Below are 19,399 nucleotides of genomic sequence, written 5' to 3'. Positions count from 1 at the left end.
AAGACGCGATAAATCGCCGTCTCTACAAAAGACTGATTATTGTAGAGACGGCGATTCATCGCGTCTCTTGCCTTAACTGAGAGCAACTCTTCTTTTCATGTTTTCCTCTCAGACAACTGAAAGAAATAACGATAAGCTTCCAGGAGAGTCTCATTTTTCTCCGAATATAGTAAAACTTTTTCATTCAACAAGAAAAATTCACTCATCATATTGTTAATTTTTGTAAAATTGATGTATTCAAGACTAGAAACCTGATATCTAGATAGCTAAACTAACAAACAGTGCATCTGTACTGTTAATTATTAAAAGTAGATGTGGCGCCATAGCGTGAATGATCCCAGTACAACTTATCCTCAAAAACTTTCTTAGTTACCGTGATGCAACTTTAGATTTTGGCGGTTTGCATACGGCTTGTATTTGTGGTTCCAATGGTGCGGGTAAATCTTCTCTTTTAGAAGCAATCACTTGGGCGATTTGGGGTGAAAGCCGTGCCACTGTTGAAGATGATGTTATCTATTCTGGTGCTAAAGAAGTTCGGGTTGATTTTACTTTTCAAAGTAACCAGCAAAAATATCGGGTGATTCGTACCCGAATTCGGGGAGGTACTAGCGTCCTCGAATTTCAAATAGAAATACCATCTGGGTTTCGCTCACTCACTGGCAAAGGGGTAAGAGCAACCCAAGATTTGATTTTAGAACACATCAAGCTCGATTATGATACTTTTATTAATTCTGCCTACTTACGTCAAGGTCGTGCAGATGAATTCATGCTCAAGCGTCCCACGGAACGCAAAGAAATTTTAGCGGAGTTGTTAAAACTCAATCAGTATGATGATTTGGAAGAACGTGCTAAGGAATCTTCTCGTCAGTTTAAAGCACAGGCAGTAGAGTTAGAGCGTTCTTTGGAGTCGATAAAAACTCAGCTGCAACAACGCGAGACAACTCAAGCCCAAAGAGTGGAGTTAGAAGCCGAACTTAACCAACTGCAACAGGTGCAAGCTTTTGATAATATTCAATTACAAAGTTTGCAAGTTGTCCAGCACCAGCGCCAAAGTTGGGAACAACAACTCAATTTTGTAAAGCAGCAATACCAAAATCTTACCCAAGATTGCGATCGCCTCCAACAAGAACAATCAGCTATTGGCTCTCAGCTATCAGATTTAGAAAAAATATTACACCAAGAAGCTGAGATTAAAGCTGGATACGCCCAATATCAAAGTCTCCAATCTCAAGAAGAAGCTTTTGCTGTCAAATTTGAAGAATACACCCGCGCTCAACAGAATCGCCAACAAAAGCAACAACAGCTTACCAAACAAATTCACGAAATCGAACGGCAACTGCAACAAGCCCAAGCGCAGTTAGAAGCTTTGCAGCAACAAGAGCGAGATATTCAGCAAACTCTAACTAAATCAGGTGAAGTAGAAGCTGCTTTGTCACAACTAGCCGCAGCCCGTCACCATGTTGCTCGTCTAGATCAACTGCAAATGCAAGTTACTCCGTTGTTGCAACAACGAGCAACTTTACAAAGCCAACTCGATCGCACTCATGCTGGTTTAGTAGCGCGACTCGAACAACTCCAAAGTACTGAGAACCAATTGCAACGCCAGCACCGCCGCCAACCGCAACTGCAACAAGCGGTGATGGATGTGGCAATCCAAATTGAGGAACTGGAGAAAAAGCGGGTTTATCTGCAACGAGTCCAAGAAAAAGGGCAAGAAAGGCGGCACTTTATTGAACGTCTGCAAGCTCATCAACGGGACTATGAAAAACTTCTAGGAGAATTAGAGCAGAAATTGCTTATGCTCCAAAATCCTGAAGCACTTTGTCCATTATGTGAGCGTCCTTTAGACGAACATCACTGGAGTCGGGTAGTGGAAAAAACCCAGGCTGAGTTGGAGGATACTCAAGGGCAGTTTTGGGTAGTGCGAGAACAAATGGCTGTGTCTGACCGAGAAATTCAAGTACTTAGGCAGGAATATCGGGAAATTTCTCAACAGTTGGCGGGCTACGATGGTTTACGCGAACAGCGGGGACAGTTGGCAGCACAGTTAGAAGCTACAACCGATGTACAACAACAGTTACAACAAATTGCTGCCGAAAAACAGCATTTAGAGCGATCGCTCCAAGCTGGTGATTACGCTCCTGATAAACAAGCCGAACTCCGGCAACTAGACCAATATCTGCAACAAGCCAATTATAATGAACAAGACCATGCCCTCGCCCGGAGTGAAGTTGAGCGGTGGCGATGGGCAGAAATTAAACAAGGGCAGATTAAAGATGCTACTAAGCGACAAGCGCAACTATTAGCCCGAAAACCAGAATTACAATCCCAAATTGCTCAATTACAAGTCAGAATCCAGCATGATCAGACTGATTCTGAATGTGCTAAACAAATCGCGGCTCTTGAGCGTCATATTACCGAAATTGGCTACAGTTCCGAGCAGCACAACAATCTGCGTATGGCTGTAAAGAAAGCTCAATCTTGGCATTTACGATATCAACAACTGCTATCAGCCCAGCAACAGTATCCGCAACTCCAGACGAGGTTGCAAGAGTTAGAAGAATCCAGAAGCGCCAGATTAACCGAACGGCAAAAACTGGGCGGACAAATCGAAAGCATTATTCAGCAACTACAAGCAACAGCTAACCCATCTGCCCAAATTCAAGCTTTAGAGCAGCAGTTAGCAATCCGCAGACGGCAACTTGATGAGCAAATTGCCAAGTTGGGGCGTTTAGAACAGCTGGCGCATCAATTAGAAACGTTGCAAACTCAGTATGAACAACAGCAGCAGCAATTACAATCTTGCAAGCAGGAATATCGTGTTTATCAGGAATTAGCGCAAGCTTTTGGTAAAAATGGCATCCAAGCACTGATGATTGAGAATGTGTTGCCACAACTGGAAGCTGAAACAAATCAGCTGCTTTCGCGGTTGAGTGGGAATCAGTTTCATGTACAATTTATTACTCAAAAAGCTGGACGCAGTGCTAAATCAACAAAGAAAAATGCCAAGCTAATAGACACCCTAGATATTTTAATCGCCGATTCTAGAGGAACGCGATCTTATGAAACTTACTCTGGTGGGGAAGCCTTTAGAATTAACTTTGCCATCCGTTTGGCTTTGGCGAAATTATTAGCGCAACGGGCGGGGGCGGCGTTGCAATTGTTGATTGTAGATGAGGGTTTTGGTACACAGGATGCCGAAGGATGCGATCGCTTGATTGCAGCGATTAATGCGATCGCCTCCGATTTTGCCTGCATCCTCACTGTCACTCATATGCCCCATCTCAAAGAAGCTTTCCAAGCCAGAATTGAGGTTAATAAAACTCAAGAAGGTTCGCAGTTGAGTTTGTCAATTTAATTACGAATTACGAATTACGAATTAGTTAATTGAATTTTACCCGTGCATCCAGACCTAATGAACGGAGCTTTTTTGATAGGGTTTCTGCTTGAGCGCGATCGCTAAATGCCCCAGCATTCACATAATCCCCTAGACTGGATTGCTCTGTAACAGCATTAGGTATATATTGTTGTACTTTACTCAGAGTATCATTATTGGAAATTGGAATTATTACTCTGTAAGGATTGTTAGCAACTAATGTATTGCCATTGGTAACACGCACTACGTTATTAGTGGGAGGTAAATAGCGAGTTTGAGGTGCTACATAGTCATTAGTAGGAGGTAAATAACTATTAGTCTCAGCATAATCGCCCCCAGTCGAGTTATTCAACCCTAATGCTTGCCAAGTTTGCCAATCTACATTTCCAGTCGAATTAATTCGAGAAGATTGTTGGAATGCAATCACCGATTCTCTGGTGTAATCGTTGAAAAAGCCATCAGGATTGGTATTAGAGAAACCTAACTGCCACAAACGCTCTTGAACTAATCTGACATTCTCTCCCTGATCGCCTACAGTCAAATAACTTCTGGCTGGTTGTTGAGTAGGATATCCACTAGTCGAGGCTCTACGTACTGCCTCCAAAACTTGGGCATTGGCGATGCCATCAACAGGTAAGCGATAATTTCGCTGAAATTGGATGACAGCTTCCCTAGTCATTGGGCCAATATTCCCAGTGGGATTAGTATTAAAAAAACCTAGCTGCTGCAAACGTACTTGGAGTTCTCTCACCTGCTGAGTCGAGAGACTTGATCTAGCTGTACTTGGAGAGGAACCCAGTAGTGCGTTCCAAGTTTGTCGATTCACAATCCCATTAGCAGATATGCGGTAACTTCGCTGGAATGCAATTACAGCATCTTTAGTAATTTGTCCAAAATTCCCAGTGGGATTAGCATTAAAGTAGCCTAACTGCCGTAAACGCTGTTGCAACCTTGTAACTGCTGCACCAGTGTTGCCTTGAGAGAGAGTAGGGTATTGACCAACTGCACCACTAGTAGTCCTACTAGAAGCTCTACTCTGACAGGCTCGTTGCAAGGCTTGTTGAGTATTAATACCCACAACTCCATCAGCAGGTAGCCTATTGGCTTGTTGGAATTTAATGACAGCATTTTGAGTCAGGCTAGCAAACTTACCTGTTACCGGGCCGTTAAAGTAGCCTAATTTTTTTAAACATCTCTGGTTACTGGTAACTTCAGCGCCATTACTTCCGATTTTCTGAAGTGCTAAAGCTTGCCCAGCGATACTCAGAAGCCCCGTAATCAGTGCCACAGACAAAAGACGTATTGCAGCACCAGTAGATAACCTTTTCCAATTTAAAAATTTGAAATTAACTACGATAGGAACAACCTTGATGCTTTCGGATGCCTCGTAGACTGAGGCGAGCTTGATTAAATAGCTATCTACCCCTGTTTTCACTTGCTTTTTTTAAATTGATTACTATAAAAAAGTATACTACTTTCTCTGTGTAATAATTACTTTTCGTATGATTCTTTACAAGTAATTGTCCTGGGGAGTGGGGAGTAGTAGTGCTGAGTGAGAAATCTCGCTTCTTGGCTCGGAACTGTTTTGCCCCATGCCCAATGCCCCATTCCCCATTCCCCATTCCCCATACATAATTATTCATCAACTTTTTCAGTATTACCTGCTTTCACCCAACCTTCTTGTTCGCTACCTTCTAAACGAATCTTTTGCCAGCCTTTATCCCCGCTTTCTTCCAAGACAATAATTTTTTGATTAAAAGCAACCCCACCAATCCGTTCAGCTTCTTGATTTGGTTGCGATCGCAAACTCAAGCCATCAGCCCAAGTAACACGCCCTCGGTAAGCTCCTGATGGCAATGGTTTTGCTGTTGGGGTAGCTTTAGGCGATTCTGTGGGAGTAGAAGTTGAGCTTGGAGACAATTGAGCCTGAGTTGCTTTGGGAGCTTGGGCTTTTACCGAGGGACTATCGTTGGAATAAACCGGTTTGGCAGGGGGTATGCCGGTGCGATTCATAAAATAGAGGGCAATTGCAGCACCGCCACCGATTAAGACAGCGATCGCTAAGAAAAACCCAAGGATAAACTTTGTTAAGCCAGACAACATAGTTAAAACCTGATTATTAAGAGTCAAGGATCAACATAATTCGTAATTCGTAGTTGCACTGATAAGGGGCTTGTACCTTCTTAATTACGAATTAGTAATTATTTGGTCAAGGTGAGCCAGTCACGTGCGTATTTTACCCATTAAGGGGAGTGACGTTGATCTGGCTCTCAAGATTTACGAGTAGAGAAGCAATGTAACCTATCCGTATAAGAATCAAAAGTCCATAATAATTCATCATTAACTATTGACTAGGGACTTTTGACTAACTCATTATTGTAGCGACTGCTGAATGTCTTTATGTAGTCCGCCGGAGGCGTTCGCTTAAAGGATTGTGTTTCGATGCTAAACGCGCTCTCCCAGCAGCAGCCCACTCTTGAAGTTGCTGAATTTGCTCTACGGCAGTTCGCGCCAAGGGTATGATCTGACTTGCTGCTTCTAAAATATCATCCGTAGCAAAGTCGCGGTTTTGGCTAAATCCAATATGCATTGCTTCAATTAAAGTTTGCTCAATCTCTGCCCCAGAAAAATCAGGCGTTTCATAAGCTAATCTTTCGATGTCATAACTTTTCAAGTTATGGGGGCGCAGTCGGGATAAATGAACATCATAAATTGCTTTTCTTTCTTCTTGAGTGGGCAATCCCACAAAGAAAATTTCATCAAATCGCCCTTTGCGGAGCATTTCCGGCGGTAAAGCTTGGATGTCGTTGGCGGTGGCGACGACAAACACAGGTGAGCTTTTTTCAGCTAGCCAGTTAATAAAAGTGCCAAACACACGGCTGGCTGTTCCGGCATCACCTTTGCTACCAAGTCCAGCAAAGGCTTTATCTATTTCATCAATCCACAAAATACAGGGTGCGAGGGCTTCAGCTACTTGGATCATTTGGCGAGTCCGAGATTCTGACTCACCCACCAAACCACCAAATAACCTTCCCACATCTAGACGTAACAAGGGTAAATGCCAGTGATGAGCAATCGCTTTTGCCGTTAAGGATTTACCAGTTCCCTGAATACCCACCAACATTAACCCACGGGGGTGCGGTAATCCGTACTGTCGCGCCTTATCTGTAAATGAGCCTCCCCGACGAATCAGCCAATCTTTCAAGTTATCCAGTCCACCGATATCAGAAATTTGCTCAGTGGCGGGGTAGAAGTCCAGGATTTGGGTTTGGCGGATAGTTTGGCGCTTTTCTTCCAAAACCAGATCCACGTCTTCTGGTTGCAATTCACCGTGGGTTGCGATCGCTTTTGCCAAAACCCGGCGAATCCTTTCCATCGAAAGTCCTTGACAAGAGCGCACTAAGTCATCTAAAACTTTGCCAGAAAGGGAGTTACCAGTACTTTGTAGTAAGCGTTCTACCTCAGTTTTAATTTCTGGGGCGGCGGGTAAGGGAAACTCGACGACTGTCAGCACTTCGGTTAAGTCGTCAGGGATAGCGATGCGTGGTGAGAGTAATACGATATTTTTTGGTTGCGACTTGAGGAGTCTGGACAGATTACGGAGTTTGCGGGCGATCGCTACATCATCTAAAAAGCGATGATAATCTCGGAGAATCAATACCGCAGGCGCGGAAGCTGGTAATTTTTCGATAAATTCTAAAGCTTGCAACGGGTTACGTCGCCCAAACCCAACATCATTGGGGTTTCCTTGGTAGCCATCGACAAAATCCCAAGTATACACTGGGCGATTACCCTGGTTGGTTGCTTCTTCCCGGATAGCTGCTTCTACCCGTTCTTCCTCATAAGTGGGAATATAAATCAAAGGGTAGCGGGCGCGTATCAGCAGTTTAAACTCTTCACGGAAGTTCATATTTGGCTTTGGTTATTTGTTATTCTCTCATTGTTCAGGTTTGTATCGCCTCTAACAACTAAAAAACCAATATCTACCAATTCATAGCGGTTGCCAGTGCGATCGCTCCATGTGAGATATTCATCAAGAGTGAGCGCTCGCTCTGTTATGGTAAACATAATTAGATAATGAGTATAAAAATAATTAGTGACTTTTATGTAAGGTATTTTCTAATTCTTCAGCCAGTTCAGACAATAAATCAGGTTTATTTTCAACTAGCCATTCTGTAAGTTTATAAGAATGTTTAGTTTTTCTAAATTCCAATTTATTGTCACATAATTCTTGAAACATACTTTCAAGTATATTTGCACCGTGAATCTTAGATAACCAATTATTCTCTAAAACTTCTTCTCTTTTTACACCTTGAAGCAGATAGGATTTTTCCTCTTTAATTTTGTCAAGATATTCCTGAGCCTGAGTAAGGCTGATAGGTGTTTCTAGCCATTTAGCTTCTTCATTAATTGTGATCGATATAGCTTCAGGATCAAGTAGATAATTTTCATACATAGGTAGGCGTAAAAAGGTCACACCTCTTTTCTCTAGTTCTTGAATCTTTGTTTCTGTTTTACTTTCTCTATCGAATATAAATCCAACGGCTGGTGGAAACAGGCTTGCTCCCGTTGTGAGTTTTTTGTAAATATCAAAAACAAGGTCAGACCGTTTTCCATCCAAAAGAGCATCAGTGCTATTGACAGATAAAATTTTTATACCCATTAATCTTCTTTTTGCCACTTTCTCCAATATCATTGGAAAACATTTCTCCTCAGTTTGTCCTTCTACCCAGAGAATACTATCAGCACCAAAAACGTCGGATAACTTAACCCCAAGTTCAGCTAAAATTTTGTTTTGTGATTCTATCTCTTTTGTATTTATTACTGATGTTTTTGTTTCACTATCCTGATATTGGAGCTTTACAATATTAGAAGGATTAGCAGTTGTGATAATATCTGGTGAATGAGTAGCAATAAAATATTGGTGTTGTGGAAATTGTTTAAGAGTTTCTATAAGTTTTTTAGCTGCACCTGGATGTAAAAATGATTGTGGTTCATCAATAATTATGGTTCTTGGATCATCTGAGGAAACTAAAATGTAAATAATTGCTAGTATCTGGCTAACTCCACTTCCACATAATGAGAGGGAAATTGATAAATCATCCCTGCGAAGATTTTTAGTAGTCCAAACTATAATTTCAACATTTAAATTATCTTTAGGTAATACAGAAATCCACTTTATTTCATCTAAAATTTGTGAAACTAATTTATTAAATTGAGCAAACATATCTGGGTTCTTGCCTTGCAATATACATATTGCCTCAGCCAAATTTGAAGCATCTGATTTGAGTTCAGTATTATTTTCAAATTTGCAAATAGCAACGTTTAATCGTTCAGCTTTAAATCTATAAATCCGACTTAAAAATATTTTGAATATCTTGTAACCTATACTTTCATATATTTCTGCTTCATACTGACGAGGTTTTACTATAGAAGCATCATCTTCTTGTGTTTCGACATCTAATGATAGCGAAATTTCTTCCAATTTATTATATTCAATTCTATAGAAACATTTACTATTAAATTTTGCTTCAAATGACTCAAAATTAAGTAACTTTTTTAAACTAATATCATCCATTGCTCTATTAGAATATAAAGATATTTTTATTTCCAATAATTTTTGATTTTTTAATTTATTTTTAAAGTTGCTTAATGCTTCACTTACATATTCCATCAATCTATCATAATAGTCTTCTTGATCTAGTGGTTGATCATCTTGTTGGTGATTTTCACGGCCAATAAAAGACACTTTTCTGGGTGCAGGTATTCCAATATTAGGAGACCAATCTTTTATAAAGTTTCGGACTTCTTCCGTCTTAATCTGCCAAATAATTTCTACTTTAGATTTATTTTCTTTTATTATAGAAACCTTATTTGGTAATGTTTTTATACTTCTATGAGGATAATTATCAAAATCCAGTGAGAGCACTTCAAGTAAAGATGTTTTACCTGCATTATTTCGCCCAACAATAATATTAATACCTGGTGAAAATTCCATTACCCCAGAGTCGAGATATGACTTATAGTTAAATACTTCCAGTTTCTTAATAAACATTTTGTATTATTTATTGACTTAGTTAATTCTATTATTCGCAATTTAACTTTTTTTGCCAAGTATATAAAACCGAAGAAACCCGGTCTCTTAGAGAAGCCGGGTTTCCATGTAAACGTCATAGACTAGCTTAGTAAACTACTGCATAAGTTGTAAGACTTAAAATGAACAAGTGTTGCGGCGTAACCCGTCTTACTGTCCCGGAAGTTGCTTTTTCAAAGCTTCCAGAGAAGCCCAACGGTTATCAACTGGAGTTTCAGAACTATCAGGACTATCAGAACTATCAACAGTAATTGCAGGAATACCTGGACAATTGCGATCGCATAACTGCCGCTGGGGTACTGCCAAGCACATCTGTTCATACAGCCATTCGTTGGGATAAAAATAACCATCAGGCGGTAAGCTTTCCAGCAACTCTTCCATAACTACTTCCCTTTCTAAGGGCAAGTCATTTAGCTGATTTGCAGTTTCGTCTAACCAGATGATTTCTTTCGTATCAATCCCTAAGCGGCGATTGTATTGCTGCAAGCAGCGGTTGCAGGTACAAGTAATAATTGTTTCTGCCTGACTGGACACTTCCAGGTAAGTGCCATTATGCTGCACGCGCACATGGCCACGAACTGGTGTCAACGTTTCCAGACCAGGCAGAAATTCATTAACCTGAACTTCCTCTGTCCGCTCCGATGCTCTAATTAGCTGCGGAATATAAATTGCGTCCATAGGATTTTGTGAGATATGCTCACTAAAATTAACATTTATTAGCAGTAGTTGTACTGATGCTACATCTTTATTTTAGCTTTTAGGAACAAGAGAAATTTTGAAATTATATAGTCATGAGCTTTCAATTAACTCCTAACTTCTAACTCCTAACCCCTAACTTCTTCCAACGAAGCTGGTCGCACAACTAGATGACGATGCGGCTCTTTACCGCGACTGAAGGTTTCCAAATCTCCAAATTCCTTCAAGAATGTATGGATTTGTCGCCTTTCAGCAGAACTAAGAGATTTGATTTCCACTTCTTTACCAGAAAAGCGCACTTCATCGGCTGCTGCTTCTGCTAATGCGCGAATTTCGGCTTCTCTTTTAACCCGGTAGCCATTCAACTCAATGGTGTAAGAGGCTTGTTCTTCTGGGGGTTGGCTCAGGTTTAAAACTGAATTTGCTAGATACTGCATCGCATCTAACACAGAACCATCGACACCAATTAATACTTGGATTTGTTCTGAGGTTAAATTTGTTTGGTCAATTGTCAACCAGTAGTTATCTGGTTCTGGGGAATCGCTATCTTGAGATTGGGCAGTTTCTAAATGACCCTGAATCTCAGCAGGTATTCCAGTGAGTTCCAGCAGGGTTTTTAACCACTGCTGACCTCGCTGCATCGCAATGTCGCTCATGATCCCCCTGTCGCCTTTTTCTTAGGACTTTTTGGTTCAAAGGGCAATGCCTTTTGTTCTGTGACTACTGCTTCCTTTTCCTGGGTTTCTACAATTTTTTGCAGTTCTTCTGGTAGAGGTTCGCGGGAGAGAAGATAAGTTTGTGCGGTTTGGAAAATATTGCCAATCACCATATACATCAGCACCCCAGCTGGTAGGGGAAAGAACAAAAACATTCCAGAAAAGATGACTGGGGTGATTTTGTTAACTGTATCTTGCTGCGGATTGCCACCACTGGAATTTTGCCCGGAAAGCATTTGGCTAACATAAAGGCTGATCCCAAAGAAGACAATCATGGCGACGATATCCCAGTGGATTGTGCCATCTGGATCTTGTGCGCCAACCCTGCCTAAAGCATCAATGAATAGAAAACCTTTTTCTGCTGCTAATCCAGGAATTGTTCCTTGGATAGTCACTTCTCCTGGTTGCAAGGCTTCTACATTGCCATCAGCATCAATTTTTACCCTATCTTCACCTTTGGTAATTTTCCAATCAGGAATCAGCTTATTTTCTGGGTGTTCTGCTAAAAGAACCTGAAATGGTTTACCCTCAACAGTCTGATACTGTATCTTGGTTTGTTCTCCCACCGCTAGTTTGGTTCCGCTGGGAATGATTGCAGCTACTTTAACGTGTTCCCCATCTGCAACGTAAATATTTTGAGGAGCAGTAGCAAAGGCTTGCGGTTGAATTTGTTCGATTTGTTCTGCGGGAAAGATTTGCAGGTTAACGCTGTAGTTCGCACTTGCAAAAGGCGAACCCCGCAAAGTGGCGAACAGCGCAAACAAGACCGGCATTTGCACTAGTAATGGAAAACAGCCTGCCAAAGGGTTGCCAAATTCTTTTTGGACATTAACCATTTCCTCTTGCTGCTTTTGCGGTTCATCCTTATAGCGCTCTTTGATTTCTGCCATCCGCTTCTGCATCAGAGGTTGTACAATTCGCATCTTCCGCATGTTGCGAATTGAGCCAGCACTCAGGGGATAGAGCGCGAAGCGGACTATCAAGGTCAAAGCAACGATCGCTAATCCGTAGCTAGGCACAATACCATAGAAAAAATCTATGATTGGCAGCATCACGTTGTTCGAGAGAAAGCCGATACCAAAATCCATTATTCTGAATTCAACCTGAGGTACTGTAAACTGAATCTAATTTATCTAAATCATGATTTGTCGGCGACTATCTTTCGCTACGGATAGCCGCACATTCAAATAGGGAATTGGGCATGGGGCAGTGGGCATTGGGTCATCTCCCCCTGCTCTCTCTACTCCCATCACTTGTTGGCAGTAGCGCTAAATTCGGGATTTTTCGCAGCAATTCTTTCGTTAATGTAGTCATAGACTTCCCGAAAATTGGGAATTGCACGCAATTCAAGACGACTGCCGTTTCTGAGCGTTATCGCCATATCTCCCCACAAGCCAATGCCACGGGGAACTTTGACGATTTTGACAATTTCTGAGTAAACTACGTCAGTGCGATCGCGCCCTTGCCAACCTCCCGTTACTGTAATTCGGCGATCGGTGATGCGGAAACGCAGCCACAATGCCCTGACAATTGCCCCGACTGTTAACGGTATCCCGACAATGGTTAGCCCGATTAGCAGGTTGACAATTAAATCCCCAATATGGGGACCACCTTCATAATATACGTCTTCACGAATTCCCATCGAACACCTCGGCTTGTGCCAACAACTGCTCTAATTCTTGCAGAAATTGTGGGCTTACGCACTTAGATTCTGCTGCTGTGGGTTTGACAATGACCACTAGCCGCCATCCTGGTGATAATTTGGGCAGCAAATTGTGTAAAGCAGCGTTAATTTGCCGTTTGATGCGGTTGCGAACCACTGCCCTTTTGCTGACTTTTGTACTTATGGAAATGCCAATCCGCGTGCTGACAAGATGTGCTGAGTCAATTATTTGTGTAGTCTGGGTGGCAGTGTCCAAAGAAGGTTTTGATGAACACAACGGTTTTAAGGCTCTTAATGTCAAGTAAGAGCCGTGACGCCGAATTCCTTCCCGGAAAACTGCCTGGAAATCCTTTCGGGATTTTAGCCGATTTGCTTTGGGCAAAGCCACAGATGCTCTTTTAGCTTGATATGCCCTAAACGGCCAGACGGTGACGTCCCTTTCTTCTTCTGGCGCTAATCACGTTTCTGCCGTCTGGTGTCCGCATCCTAGCGCGAAAACCAGAGGTTCTTTTTCTCTTACGGCTAGTGCCGCCCAGTGTTCTTTTCATACTGTTCTCCTCTTAGGTGATTTTTATAAAAACTCACAATCTCTAATTTTATCACTTTATCATTGAATTGGGAATTGGGATTAGGGGAGAGATGATAGGGAATAATCTGTAACCTATTCCCTTCTTCACTCCCCACTCTTAATTGATGCTCAAAATCCATGTTCCCATGTAGCGCAGTAGTGGCACATCGCCAGGGGATAGCACTTGACAATTAAAATAGTAAACTCCGCCGAAGGATGGGTTTTTCACGTTGGATAAGACTACCTCAACTGGGCTACCTGCTGGTACAGGCTCTTGGGGAAAAATATTAATCAGTTTACCTTCTTTGTCCCACTTCACCTCAGAAAGCGGAACTGCTTTACCTTTGACTCGGACTTCAATTTTTTTCTGGTCAAAAGTTCCTTTGTAATAATCAGGGTAGTTAATGGCAAATTGACCAACTGCCAACTTCATTCTTTTGGCTGGGATTCTCAGTATGTAACGATCCCAACCATTAGCTTGCCCACCAAAATCTAACCGAAAGGGCAATTGGTTTTCGGCTTTGACGCCGCTAAACAGCGTAAATCCGGGTAAACTTTGCGCCCAAGTCAAGGCTGGTAATCCAGTAACCACAAAGCTAGTCACGGCTAAAGCAGAAAGTAAACGTCGCATAATCAGGCTTCCTCTACCAAAATATAAATCTGTTATCTAAATAACTCTGTGTTAGTATTCTTTACTAAACTTTACTACTGACTTCCTGACAATGGACGTTGGATTTCAACAAAAAGTGCCATCTTCCCTGAAATTGGGGGCGGCGGTAAAACTACTTAGTAGTAAATTTAACATATTATTGAATATACTTCATTACCCTTGCAGAGTCCTGATTTGATTACTAAGTTGGTCAAATTTTAACTAGATAGAAACACAGTTGGGATTAGATTGTATTTCCAAATATGTATAAGTGTATCTAAATTTGATAATTTTGTTATAAAAATTGAGCCTTGCCATCAGCGATCGCCAGTTAACTTGGGCTAAATTGATTAAAATAAGTTGGAATCGAAGTCGTAATCATTAAAATTTGATTGGGAAATTATAAAGCTTTCAAAATTCGGTCAATATTACTCTATAAGAAAGGAATACCAAAATTTCTCAATCCCGAAAATAAGCTGAAGATAAAGATGCAAAATTTGGGAATCAATTTAGGATGTGCAATACGTAACCCTGTTTGCAACTATCTGAAAATATGACATCTGCGAACGGCAAAGTCAGGCTTTGCCTGGAGAGCTAAGAGTGGGAGAGGAAAGTTTCAAGGTTCAATCTACAAGTAAAATTCATGGCTGATGTTCCTGCCTAAGTACTATGAGTGCGGGACACGCCTCATCTGGACAACCGCTTACTTGGCAGAGATTAGGTATTTATCTTCAGGAGATTTCATGAGAATAGCAGTTGCTAAAGAAATTGAAGTTTGTGAACGTCGTGTGGCATTAATTCCTGACACAGTTACCCGATTGGTAAAACAAGGTTTGGAAGTTTGGGTAGAAGCAGGTGCAGGAGAGCGATCATTTTTCAGTGATTCTGCCTATGAAACCGCAGGAGCCACAATAATCAGCGATACTGCCAAATTATGGGGCGAAACAGATATTCTGCTGAAAGTCAGCCCACCGCAAGAACGAGAAGATGGACGCTCAGAAATTGATTTATTAAAGGAAGGGGCTGTATTAGTCAGCTTCCTCAATCCTCTGGGAAATCCTGTTGTAGCGCAGCAACTGGCAAATCGGAAAGTCACAGCTTTGAGTATGGAGATGATTCCCCGTACTACCAGGGCGCAAAGTATGGATGCTTTGTCCTCGCAAGCTTCATTAGCAGGTTACAAAGCAGTACTAATTGCGGCAGCTGCATTACCGAAATATTTCCCGATGTTAACCACAGCCGCAGGTACGATCGCTCCAGCGAAAGTATTTATTATGGGCGCTGGTGTAGCTGGATTGCAAGCGATCGCCACCGCTAGACGTTTAGGAGCAGTGGTAGAAGCCTTTGATATTCGTCCCGCCGTCAAAGAAGAAGTGCAAAGCTTAGGGGCAAAATTTGTTGAAGTCAAATTAGACGAAGAAACTGTTGCTGCTGGCGGTTACGCCAAGGAAATTTCTGAGGCTAGCAAACAACGCACCCAGGAAGTTGTCGCTGAACACATCAAAAATTCTGATGTGGTGATTACCACCGCTCAAGTACCTGGGAGACAAGCACCACGCCTCGTCACAGAAGAAATGGTGGCACAAATGAAACCAGGTTCAGTGATTGTGGATTTGGCTGCTGAACAGGGTGGTAACTGCGCCTGCACTGAACCAGGTAAAGATATTGTGTGGAACGGTGTGACAATTATCGGCCCCATCAATCTCCCATCATCGATGCCAATTCACGCCAGCCAATTGTATGCCAAAAACGTAACTTCGTTGATGCAATTGCTAATTAAAGACAAAGCTTTACAGGTGGACTTTAGCGACGACATCGTTGATGCAGCTTGCGTTACCCACGCTGGTGAAATTCGCAATCAACGAGTGCGGGATGCGCTACAAGCTTTGAGCGGCGTTGGAGCAGGCTAGTAGCCTAAATTAACACAAGGAGTTTTGATTTCATGACAGAGGCATTACTTGCTGCTTTGTTTGTATTTGTTTTGGCATCTTTTATCGGTTTTGAAGTCATCAACAAAATACCACCGACTCTACACACACCCTTAATGTCAGGCTCAAACGCTATTTCTGGGATTGCGGTACTTGGAGCAATAGTAGCTGCTGGTGCAAAAGACACAAGCGTGTCAGTAATTCTCGGTTTGATTGCTGTAATACTGGCGACAATCAACGTTGTGGGTGGTTTTTTAGTGACAGACAGAATGTTGCAAATGTTCAAGAAGAAGGAGATTAAGGCGTGAGCGACTTTTTACCAACTGGCATTCAGCTGACGTATTTAGTCGCTGCATCGTTATTCATTCTGGGCTTGAAAAAGCTGGGATCACCTGCTACAGCGAGAAACGGTAATATTGTAGCGGCTGTAGGGATGCTACTGGCGATCGCAGCAACAATGCTCGATCAGCATGTGTTGAACTATCAGATGATATTGTTAGGCTTGGCGATTGGATCGGGAATTGGTGCGATCGTTGCCTACAAAGTCCAAATGACCGAAATGCCCCAAATGGTGGGTTTACTCAACGGTTTGGGCGGTGCGGCTTCTGCATTAGTAGCCGTTGCCGAATTCTGGCGGTTGTTAGATAGTTCTCAAGCGATACCTCTTGATGTGAACATTTCCATGCTGTTGGATGTGTTAATCGGTGGTGTTACCTTTACAGGTAGTTTTCTCGCCTTTGCCAAATTGCAAGGTTTAATTAGCGGTTCCCCGATTACATTTCCATTCCAGCAACCATTTAACCTCTTGCTTCTGGGTGCTTATATAGTAGGTAGTGCCTACTTAATCATCACACCAGATAGTTTACCCATATTCTTGGGAGTGGTTGGCGTTTCATTGGTGCTGGGCGTGATGTTCGTCATCCCAATTGGTGGCGGCGATATGCCAGTAGTAATTTCGCTGTTGAACTCCTTGTCAGGTGTGGCGGCGGCGGCGGCTGGATTCGTGGTGATGAACAATATGTTAATCATCGCTGGTGCTTTGGTAGGAGCATCTGGCTTAATCCTCACCGAAATTATGTGTAAGGCGATGAACCGCTCCTTATTTAGTGTGCTGTTCAGCGCTTTTGGTACAGGTTCTAGTTCAGGTGGTGCTGCTAGTGGTGGTGCAACCGATCAAAGCGTCCGCAGTATCGATCCTGAAGAAGGGGCGATGATGTTGGGTTATGCCCGTTCTGTGGTAATTGTTCCCGGTTATGGTATGGCAGTAGCCCAAGCGCAACATAGCGTCCGGGAATTGTCAGATCAGTTAGAAAAAATGGGCGTTGATGTCAAGTATGCCATTCACCCCGTTGCTGGGAGAATGCCGGGGCACATGAATGTGTTGCTGGCGGAGGCAAATGTGCCTTATACCCAGTTGTACGACATGGATGATATTAATCCCCAGTTCGATCAAGCGGATGTGGCTTTAGTAATTGGGGCAAATGATGTAGTAAATCCGGCGGCGCGGAGTGATACAAATAGCCCGATTTATGGTATGCCGATTTTGGAAGTAGATCGGGCGAAGCAGACGATTGTAATTAAGCGCGGGATGAGTACGGGTTTTGCCGGTGTAGATAATGAGTTGTTCTACAAGGATAAAACTACGATGCTTTTTGGTAGTGCTAAGGATATGGTGGCGAAGTTGGTTTCGGAAGTGAAGCAACTTTAAGAGGAATGAACCGCGAAGATGCCTTCGCGGAGCGTCTTGTAGATAAGGGCGTAAAGTAAAGAAAAAATTAGAGAGTTAGCTAGCTTGCCTTGAGGGTTTGATATTCCTAAGGCAAGTTTTTTAGTTAAAGATTAAGAGTATTAAACTTTGTCTACACCAAAGATTTAATTGGGCAAGTCAGTCGTCCTGCTTGCCTACTAGCATTGTTGTGCCATTGGAGAGGACGCCAGTTTGATAGGCGATCTTTACCTCCCTTAGATTCTGGTGTTATATGGTCAATCTCCCATCCATAAAGGGATCGACGATTTCCATATTCATTTTTATAAATCAATGCTCCACATTGGTCTTGCCGCCAGATATCTGGATTTAAGCCTGTAACAGGCATAGCCTTTTTCCAAACTGCCTCGCGTTTAACCACAAGATAAATTTTTCTGATTCTTTTTGAAACCAATGAAGTAACAGTATTTTTAGTCATTTTTTATATAAAATAATAGATTTTAATCTAAATACACGTTCCCATAAACCAGGTAAGAAATTAACTTTTGGAATGAACAGTGTCTAATAAGATCACAATTTTGATTTCCAATCTTTTTTCGGGTGACGTGTACTTAATCATTTAATTATAGCAGATTTACTGTCATTAGTTCAGTAGATAATGTCAAAAAAAGATTATTTTTGTCTTCCACTGAACTTCTGATTTAAGGAAGCCTCTGCTCAGACTTCTCTCTATGCCTCTGCGATAGCTTAAAGCTAGCCTGAGTACATTTACGTAAAAACAATCACCTAATAAACTCTTCGCCAAGCAATCGCCTGTTATTTCTTCTTCCTCATGTTCTCTGCACCTGGAGTGGTTCGTTAAAAAGTGCGATCGCCTGCAAAATCTTCAGCGTGCGATCGCTCTCTTCTGACTCTGTGTTCTCTGCGCCTCTGTGGTTCGTTAAAAAGAGCGATCGCTAAATCTCCACGGTGCGATCACTATTCCTCTGTGTTCTTTGCGCCTCTGTGGTTCGTTAAAAAGAGCGATCGCCTGCAAAATCTCCAGTGTGCGATCGCTCTCTTCTTTCTCTGTGTTCTCTGCGCCTCTGTGGTTCGTAAAAAAAAGCGATCGCTAAAGTGTTGGGTAAGCAATATTTAAGACAACAGCTAATGCTTGAGAAAGAAGTTGCATTTCTGAGTCGGAGAGTTGACCTAGTTTTCTGACTAATCTTATTTCTGAAACTGAACGTATTTGAAAAGTATCTACACCAGAAACTTTAGCTAAACTGTTCTCTGTGCTTGGTTCCAGTCGCACCATCCAAGGTCTAACAGCATATCTTTCTTTCCAATCTGTAACTGGGACAATAACCTTCAAAGGCAAAATCCCAATAGCATCATCATTGACTATGATACAAGGACGTTTTTTGCTAATTTCTGTCCCTACTGTTGGATCTAAATTAACCAACCAGACTTCACCTCTGTACATAATTTCCTGAGTTGTGGAAGTCTTAATCTGGATAGTCGGAAAAGTCTTCTCCCTCTAAGTCAGAGAATATATCTAATTCACTACCAGGTGCATAATCTGCAATAGCTGTCACTGCCGCTAGTGTTAATTGGCGTTTTTGCTCATCTTTGGTAAGTGAGTGTTTTTCTTGAAGAACTAATTGCAGGGCTGATTCAGCTATCTTCAGGCGATCGCTTATGCTCAGGTTTGGTAGTGCTTGGAGAATTTCTTTAGTTTCCATATTAATTCATAAAGCAACTTATATTACTAATGCTAGTGAAATTATAATAAGCGATCGCCTAAAAAATCTCCACAGTGCGTAGGCAAATGCGAGTGCGTCTCTCGTTCTCTTTTTCCTCTGTGTTCTCTGCGCCTCTGTGGTTCGTCAAAAAGAGCGATCGCTAAAATTCCACAAAATAACTAATTTGACTTACTTTGGAAAATATCGATAAATATCTTTACGATGTAAGAGGATGTTTGAAAAGTTTCTCTCTGTAACTTTAGGCACTTTTGATCCCCCC

Annotated in this window: 20 protein-coding genes; 5 read left to right on the top strand and 15 right to left on the bottom strand. The window is 42.0% G+C overall.

Features of this window, described 5'->3' with window-relative positions:
• The first annotated feature begins 331 nt into the window (after positions 1-331).
• Entirely contained in the window at positions 332-3,358 is a 3,027-nt protein-coding gene (gene sbcC / locus ABF638_RS30485; protein ID WP_435026606.1) for an exonuclease subunit SbcC, read from the top strand.
• 25 nt (positions 3,359-3,383) lie between these two features.
• Here the strand turns inward: sbcC and ABF638_RS30480 are convergent, their stop codons facing one another.
• From ABF638_RS30480 to ABF638_RS30425, 12 genes are all read right to left on the bottom strand, one after another.
• The gene (locus ABF638_RS30480; RefSeq protein ID WP_435026605.1) at positions 3,384-4,811 is read right to left on the bottom strand and encodes a peptidoglycan-binding protein; all 1,428 of its coding nucleotides are present in this window, start codon (positions 4,809-4,811) and stop codon (positions 3,384-3,386) included.
• A 200-nt stretch (positions 4,812-5,011) separates the two neighbouring features.
• Positions 5,012-5,479, bottom strand: a complete 468-nt coding sequence (locus tag ABF638_RS30475; protein WP_435026604.1) for an SH3 domain-containing protein — start codon at positions 5,477-5,479, stop codon at positions 5,012-5,014.
• A gap of 295 nt (positions 5,480-5,774) precedes the next feature.
• Positions 5,775-7,286: an AAA family ATPase gene (locus tag ABF638_RS30470; protein ID WP_435026603.1), complete on the bottom strand. Its 1,512-nt coding sequence runs from the start codon at positions 7,284-7,286 to the stop codon at positions 5,775-5,777.
• Positions 7,283-7,444, bottom strand: a complete 162-nt coding sequence (locus ABF638_RS30465) for a hypothetical protein (protein WP_435026602.1) — start codon at positions 7,442-7,444, stop codon at positions 7,283-7,285. Before ABF638_RS30465 ends, ABF638_RS30470 begins: the two co-directional genes overlap by 4 nt.
• Before the next feature lie 25 nt (positions 7,445-7,469).
• The gene (locus ABF638_RS30460) at positions 7,470-9,431 is read right to left on the bottom strand and encodes an ATP-dependent nuclease (protein WP_435026601.1); all 1,962 of its coding nucleotides are present in this window, start codon (positions 9,429-9,431) and stop codon (positions 7,470-7,472) included.
• 189 nt (positions 9,432-9,620) lie between these two features.
• On the bottom strand, positions 9,621-10,148 hold the full coding sequence (locus tag ABF638_RS30455; protein WP_435026600.1) for a YceD family protein: 528 nt from the start codon (positions 10,146-10,148) through the stop codon (positions 9,621-9,623).
• 146 nt (positions 10,149-10,294) lie between these two features.
• Entirely contained in the window at positions 10,295-10,822 is a 528-nt protein-coding gene (locus ABF638_RS30450) for a protein jag (RefSeq protein WP_435026599.1), read from the bottom strand.
• A complete protein-coding gene (gene yidC, locus ABF638_RS30445) occupies positions 10,819-11,970 on the bottom strand; it encodes a membrane protein insertase YidC (RefSeq protein ID WP_435026598.1) in 1,152 nt (383 codons plus the stop codon). Before yidC ends, ABF638_RS30450 begins: the two co-directional genes overlap by 4 nt.
• Positions 11,971-12,131: 161 nt before the next feature.
• Positions 12,132-12,524, bottom strand: coding sequence for a PH domain-containing protein (locus ABF638_RS30440; protein WP_435026597.1), 393 nt, complete (start codon positions 12,522-12,524; stop codon positions 12,132-12,134).
• Positions 12,511-12,933 carry a ribonuclease P protein component gene (rnpA, locus tag ABF638_RS30435; protein ID WP_435026596.1) on the bottom strand — a complete coding sequence of 141 codons (423 nt, stop codon included), beginning with the start codon at positions 12,931-12,933 and terminating at the stop codon, positions 12,511-12,513. The genes ABF638_RS30440 and rnpA overlap by 14 nt, the downstream gene beginning before the upstream one ends.
• A 25-nt stretch (positions 12,934-12,958) precedes the next feature.
• Positions 12,959-13,093 (bottom strand): 50S ribosomal protein L34, encoded by a 135-nt coding sequence (gene rpmH / locus ABF638_RS30430; protein WP_094350876.1) that lies wholly within the window; start codon positions 13,091-13,093, stop codon positions 12,959-12,961.
• Positions 13,094-13,231: 138 nt separating this feature from the next.
• The gene (locus ABF638_RS30425) at positions 13,232-13,744 is read right to left on the bottom strand and encodes a DUF2808 domain-containing protein (protein ID WP_435026595.1); all 513 of its coding nucleotides are present in this window, start codon (positions 13,742-13,744) and stop codon (positions 13,232-13,234) included.
• Between the two features lie 761 nt (positions 13,745-14,505).
• Between ABF638_RS30425 and ABF638_RS30420 the strand changes: the two genes are divergently transcribed.
• The 3 genes from ABF638_RS30420 to ABF638_RS30410 are packed head-to-tail and all read left to right on the top strand — an operon-like array spanning position 14,506 to position 17,398.
• Positions 14,506-15,672, top strand: a complete 1,167-nt coding sequence (locus ABF638_RS30420; protein WP_435026594.1) for a Re/Si-specific NAD(P)(+) transhydrogenase subunit alpha — start codon at positions 14,506-14,508, stop codon at positions 15,670-15,672.
• A gap of 32 nt (positions 15,673-15,704) precedes the next feature.
• Positions 15,705-15,998, top strand: a complete 294-nt coding sequence (locus tag ABF638_RS30415) for an NAD(P) transhydrogenase subunit alpha (protein ID WP_069071329.1) — start codon at positions 15,705-15,707, stop codon at positions 15,996-15,998.
• A complete protein-coding gene (locus ABF638_RS30410) occupies positions 15,995-17,398 on the top strand; it encodes an NAD(P)(+) transhydrogenase (Re/Si-specific) subunit beta (protein WP_435026593.1) in 1,404 nt (467 codons plus the stop codon). Before ABF638_RS30415 ends, ABF638_RS30410 begins: the two co-directional genes overlap by 4 nt.
• Before the next feature lie 151 nt (positions 17,399-17,549).
• Here the strand turns inward: ABF638_RS30410 and ABF638_RS30405 are convergent, their stop codons facing one another.
• On the bottom strand, positions 17,550-17,816 hold the full coding sequence (locus ABF638_RS30405; RefSeq protein ID WP_435026592.1) for an HNH endonuclease signature motif containing protein: 267 nt from the start codon (positions 17,814-17,816) through the stop codon (positions 17,550-17,552).
• A 444-nt stretch (positions 17,817-18,260) separates the two neighbouring features.
• Between ABF638_RS30405 and ABF638_RS30400 the strand changes: the two genes are divergently transcribed.
• Entirely contained in the window at positions 18,261-18,533 is a 273-nt protein-coding gene (locus ABF638_RS30400; protein ID WP_435026590.1) for a hypothetical protein, read from the top strand.
• Here the strand turns inward: ABF638_RS30400 and ABF638_RS30395 are convergent.
• Together ABF638_RS30395 and ABF638_RS30390 are read right to left on the bottom strand one after the other, a co-directional pair.
• The gene (locus tag ABF638_RS30395; protein WP_435026589.1) at positions 18,507-18,860 is read right to left on the bottom strand and encodes a type II toxin-antitoxin system PemK/MazF family toxin; all 354 of its coding nucleotides are present in this window, start codon (positions 18,858-18,860) and stop codon (positions 18,507-18,509) included. The two genes, ABF638_RS30400 and ABF638_RS30395, sit on opposite strands and share 27 nt — an antisense overlap.
• Positions 18,861-18,882: 22 nt before the next feature.
• Positions 18,883-19,119 (bottom strand): hypothetical protein, encoded by a 237-nt coding sequence (locus ABF638_RS30390; RefSeq protein WP_435026588.1) that lies wholly within the window; start codon positions 19,117-19,119, stop codon positions 18,883-18,885.
• Positions 19,120-19,399 lie beyond the last annotated feature (280 nt).

The sequence above is a fragment of the Nostoc sp. CALU 1950 genome (genome assembly GCF_051172895.1).
Taxonomy (GTDB): Bacteria; Cyanobacteriota; Cyanobacteriia; order Cyanobacteriales; family Nostocaceae; genus Nostoc; species Nostoc edaphicum_A.
This window is presented reverse-complemented; position numbering and strand designations above follow the sequence as displayed.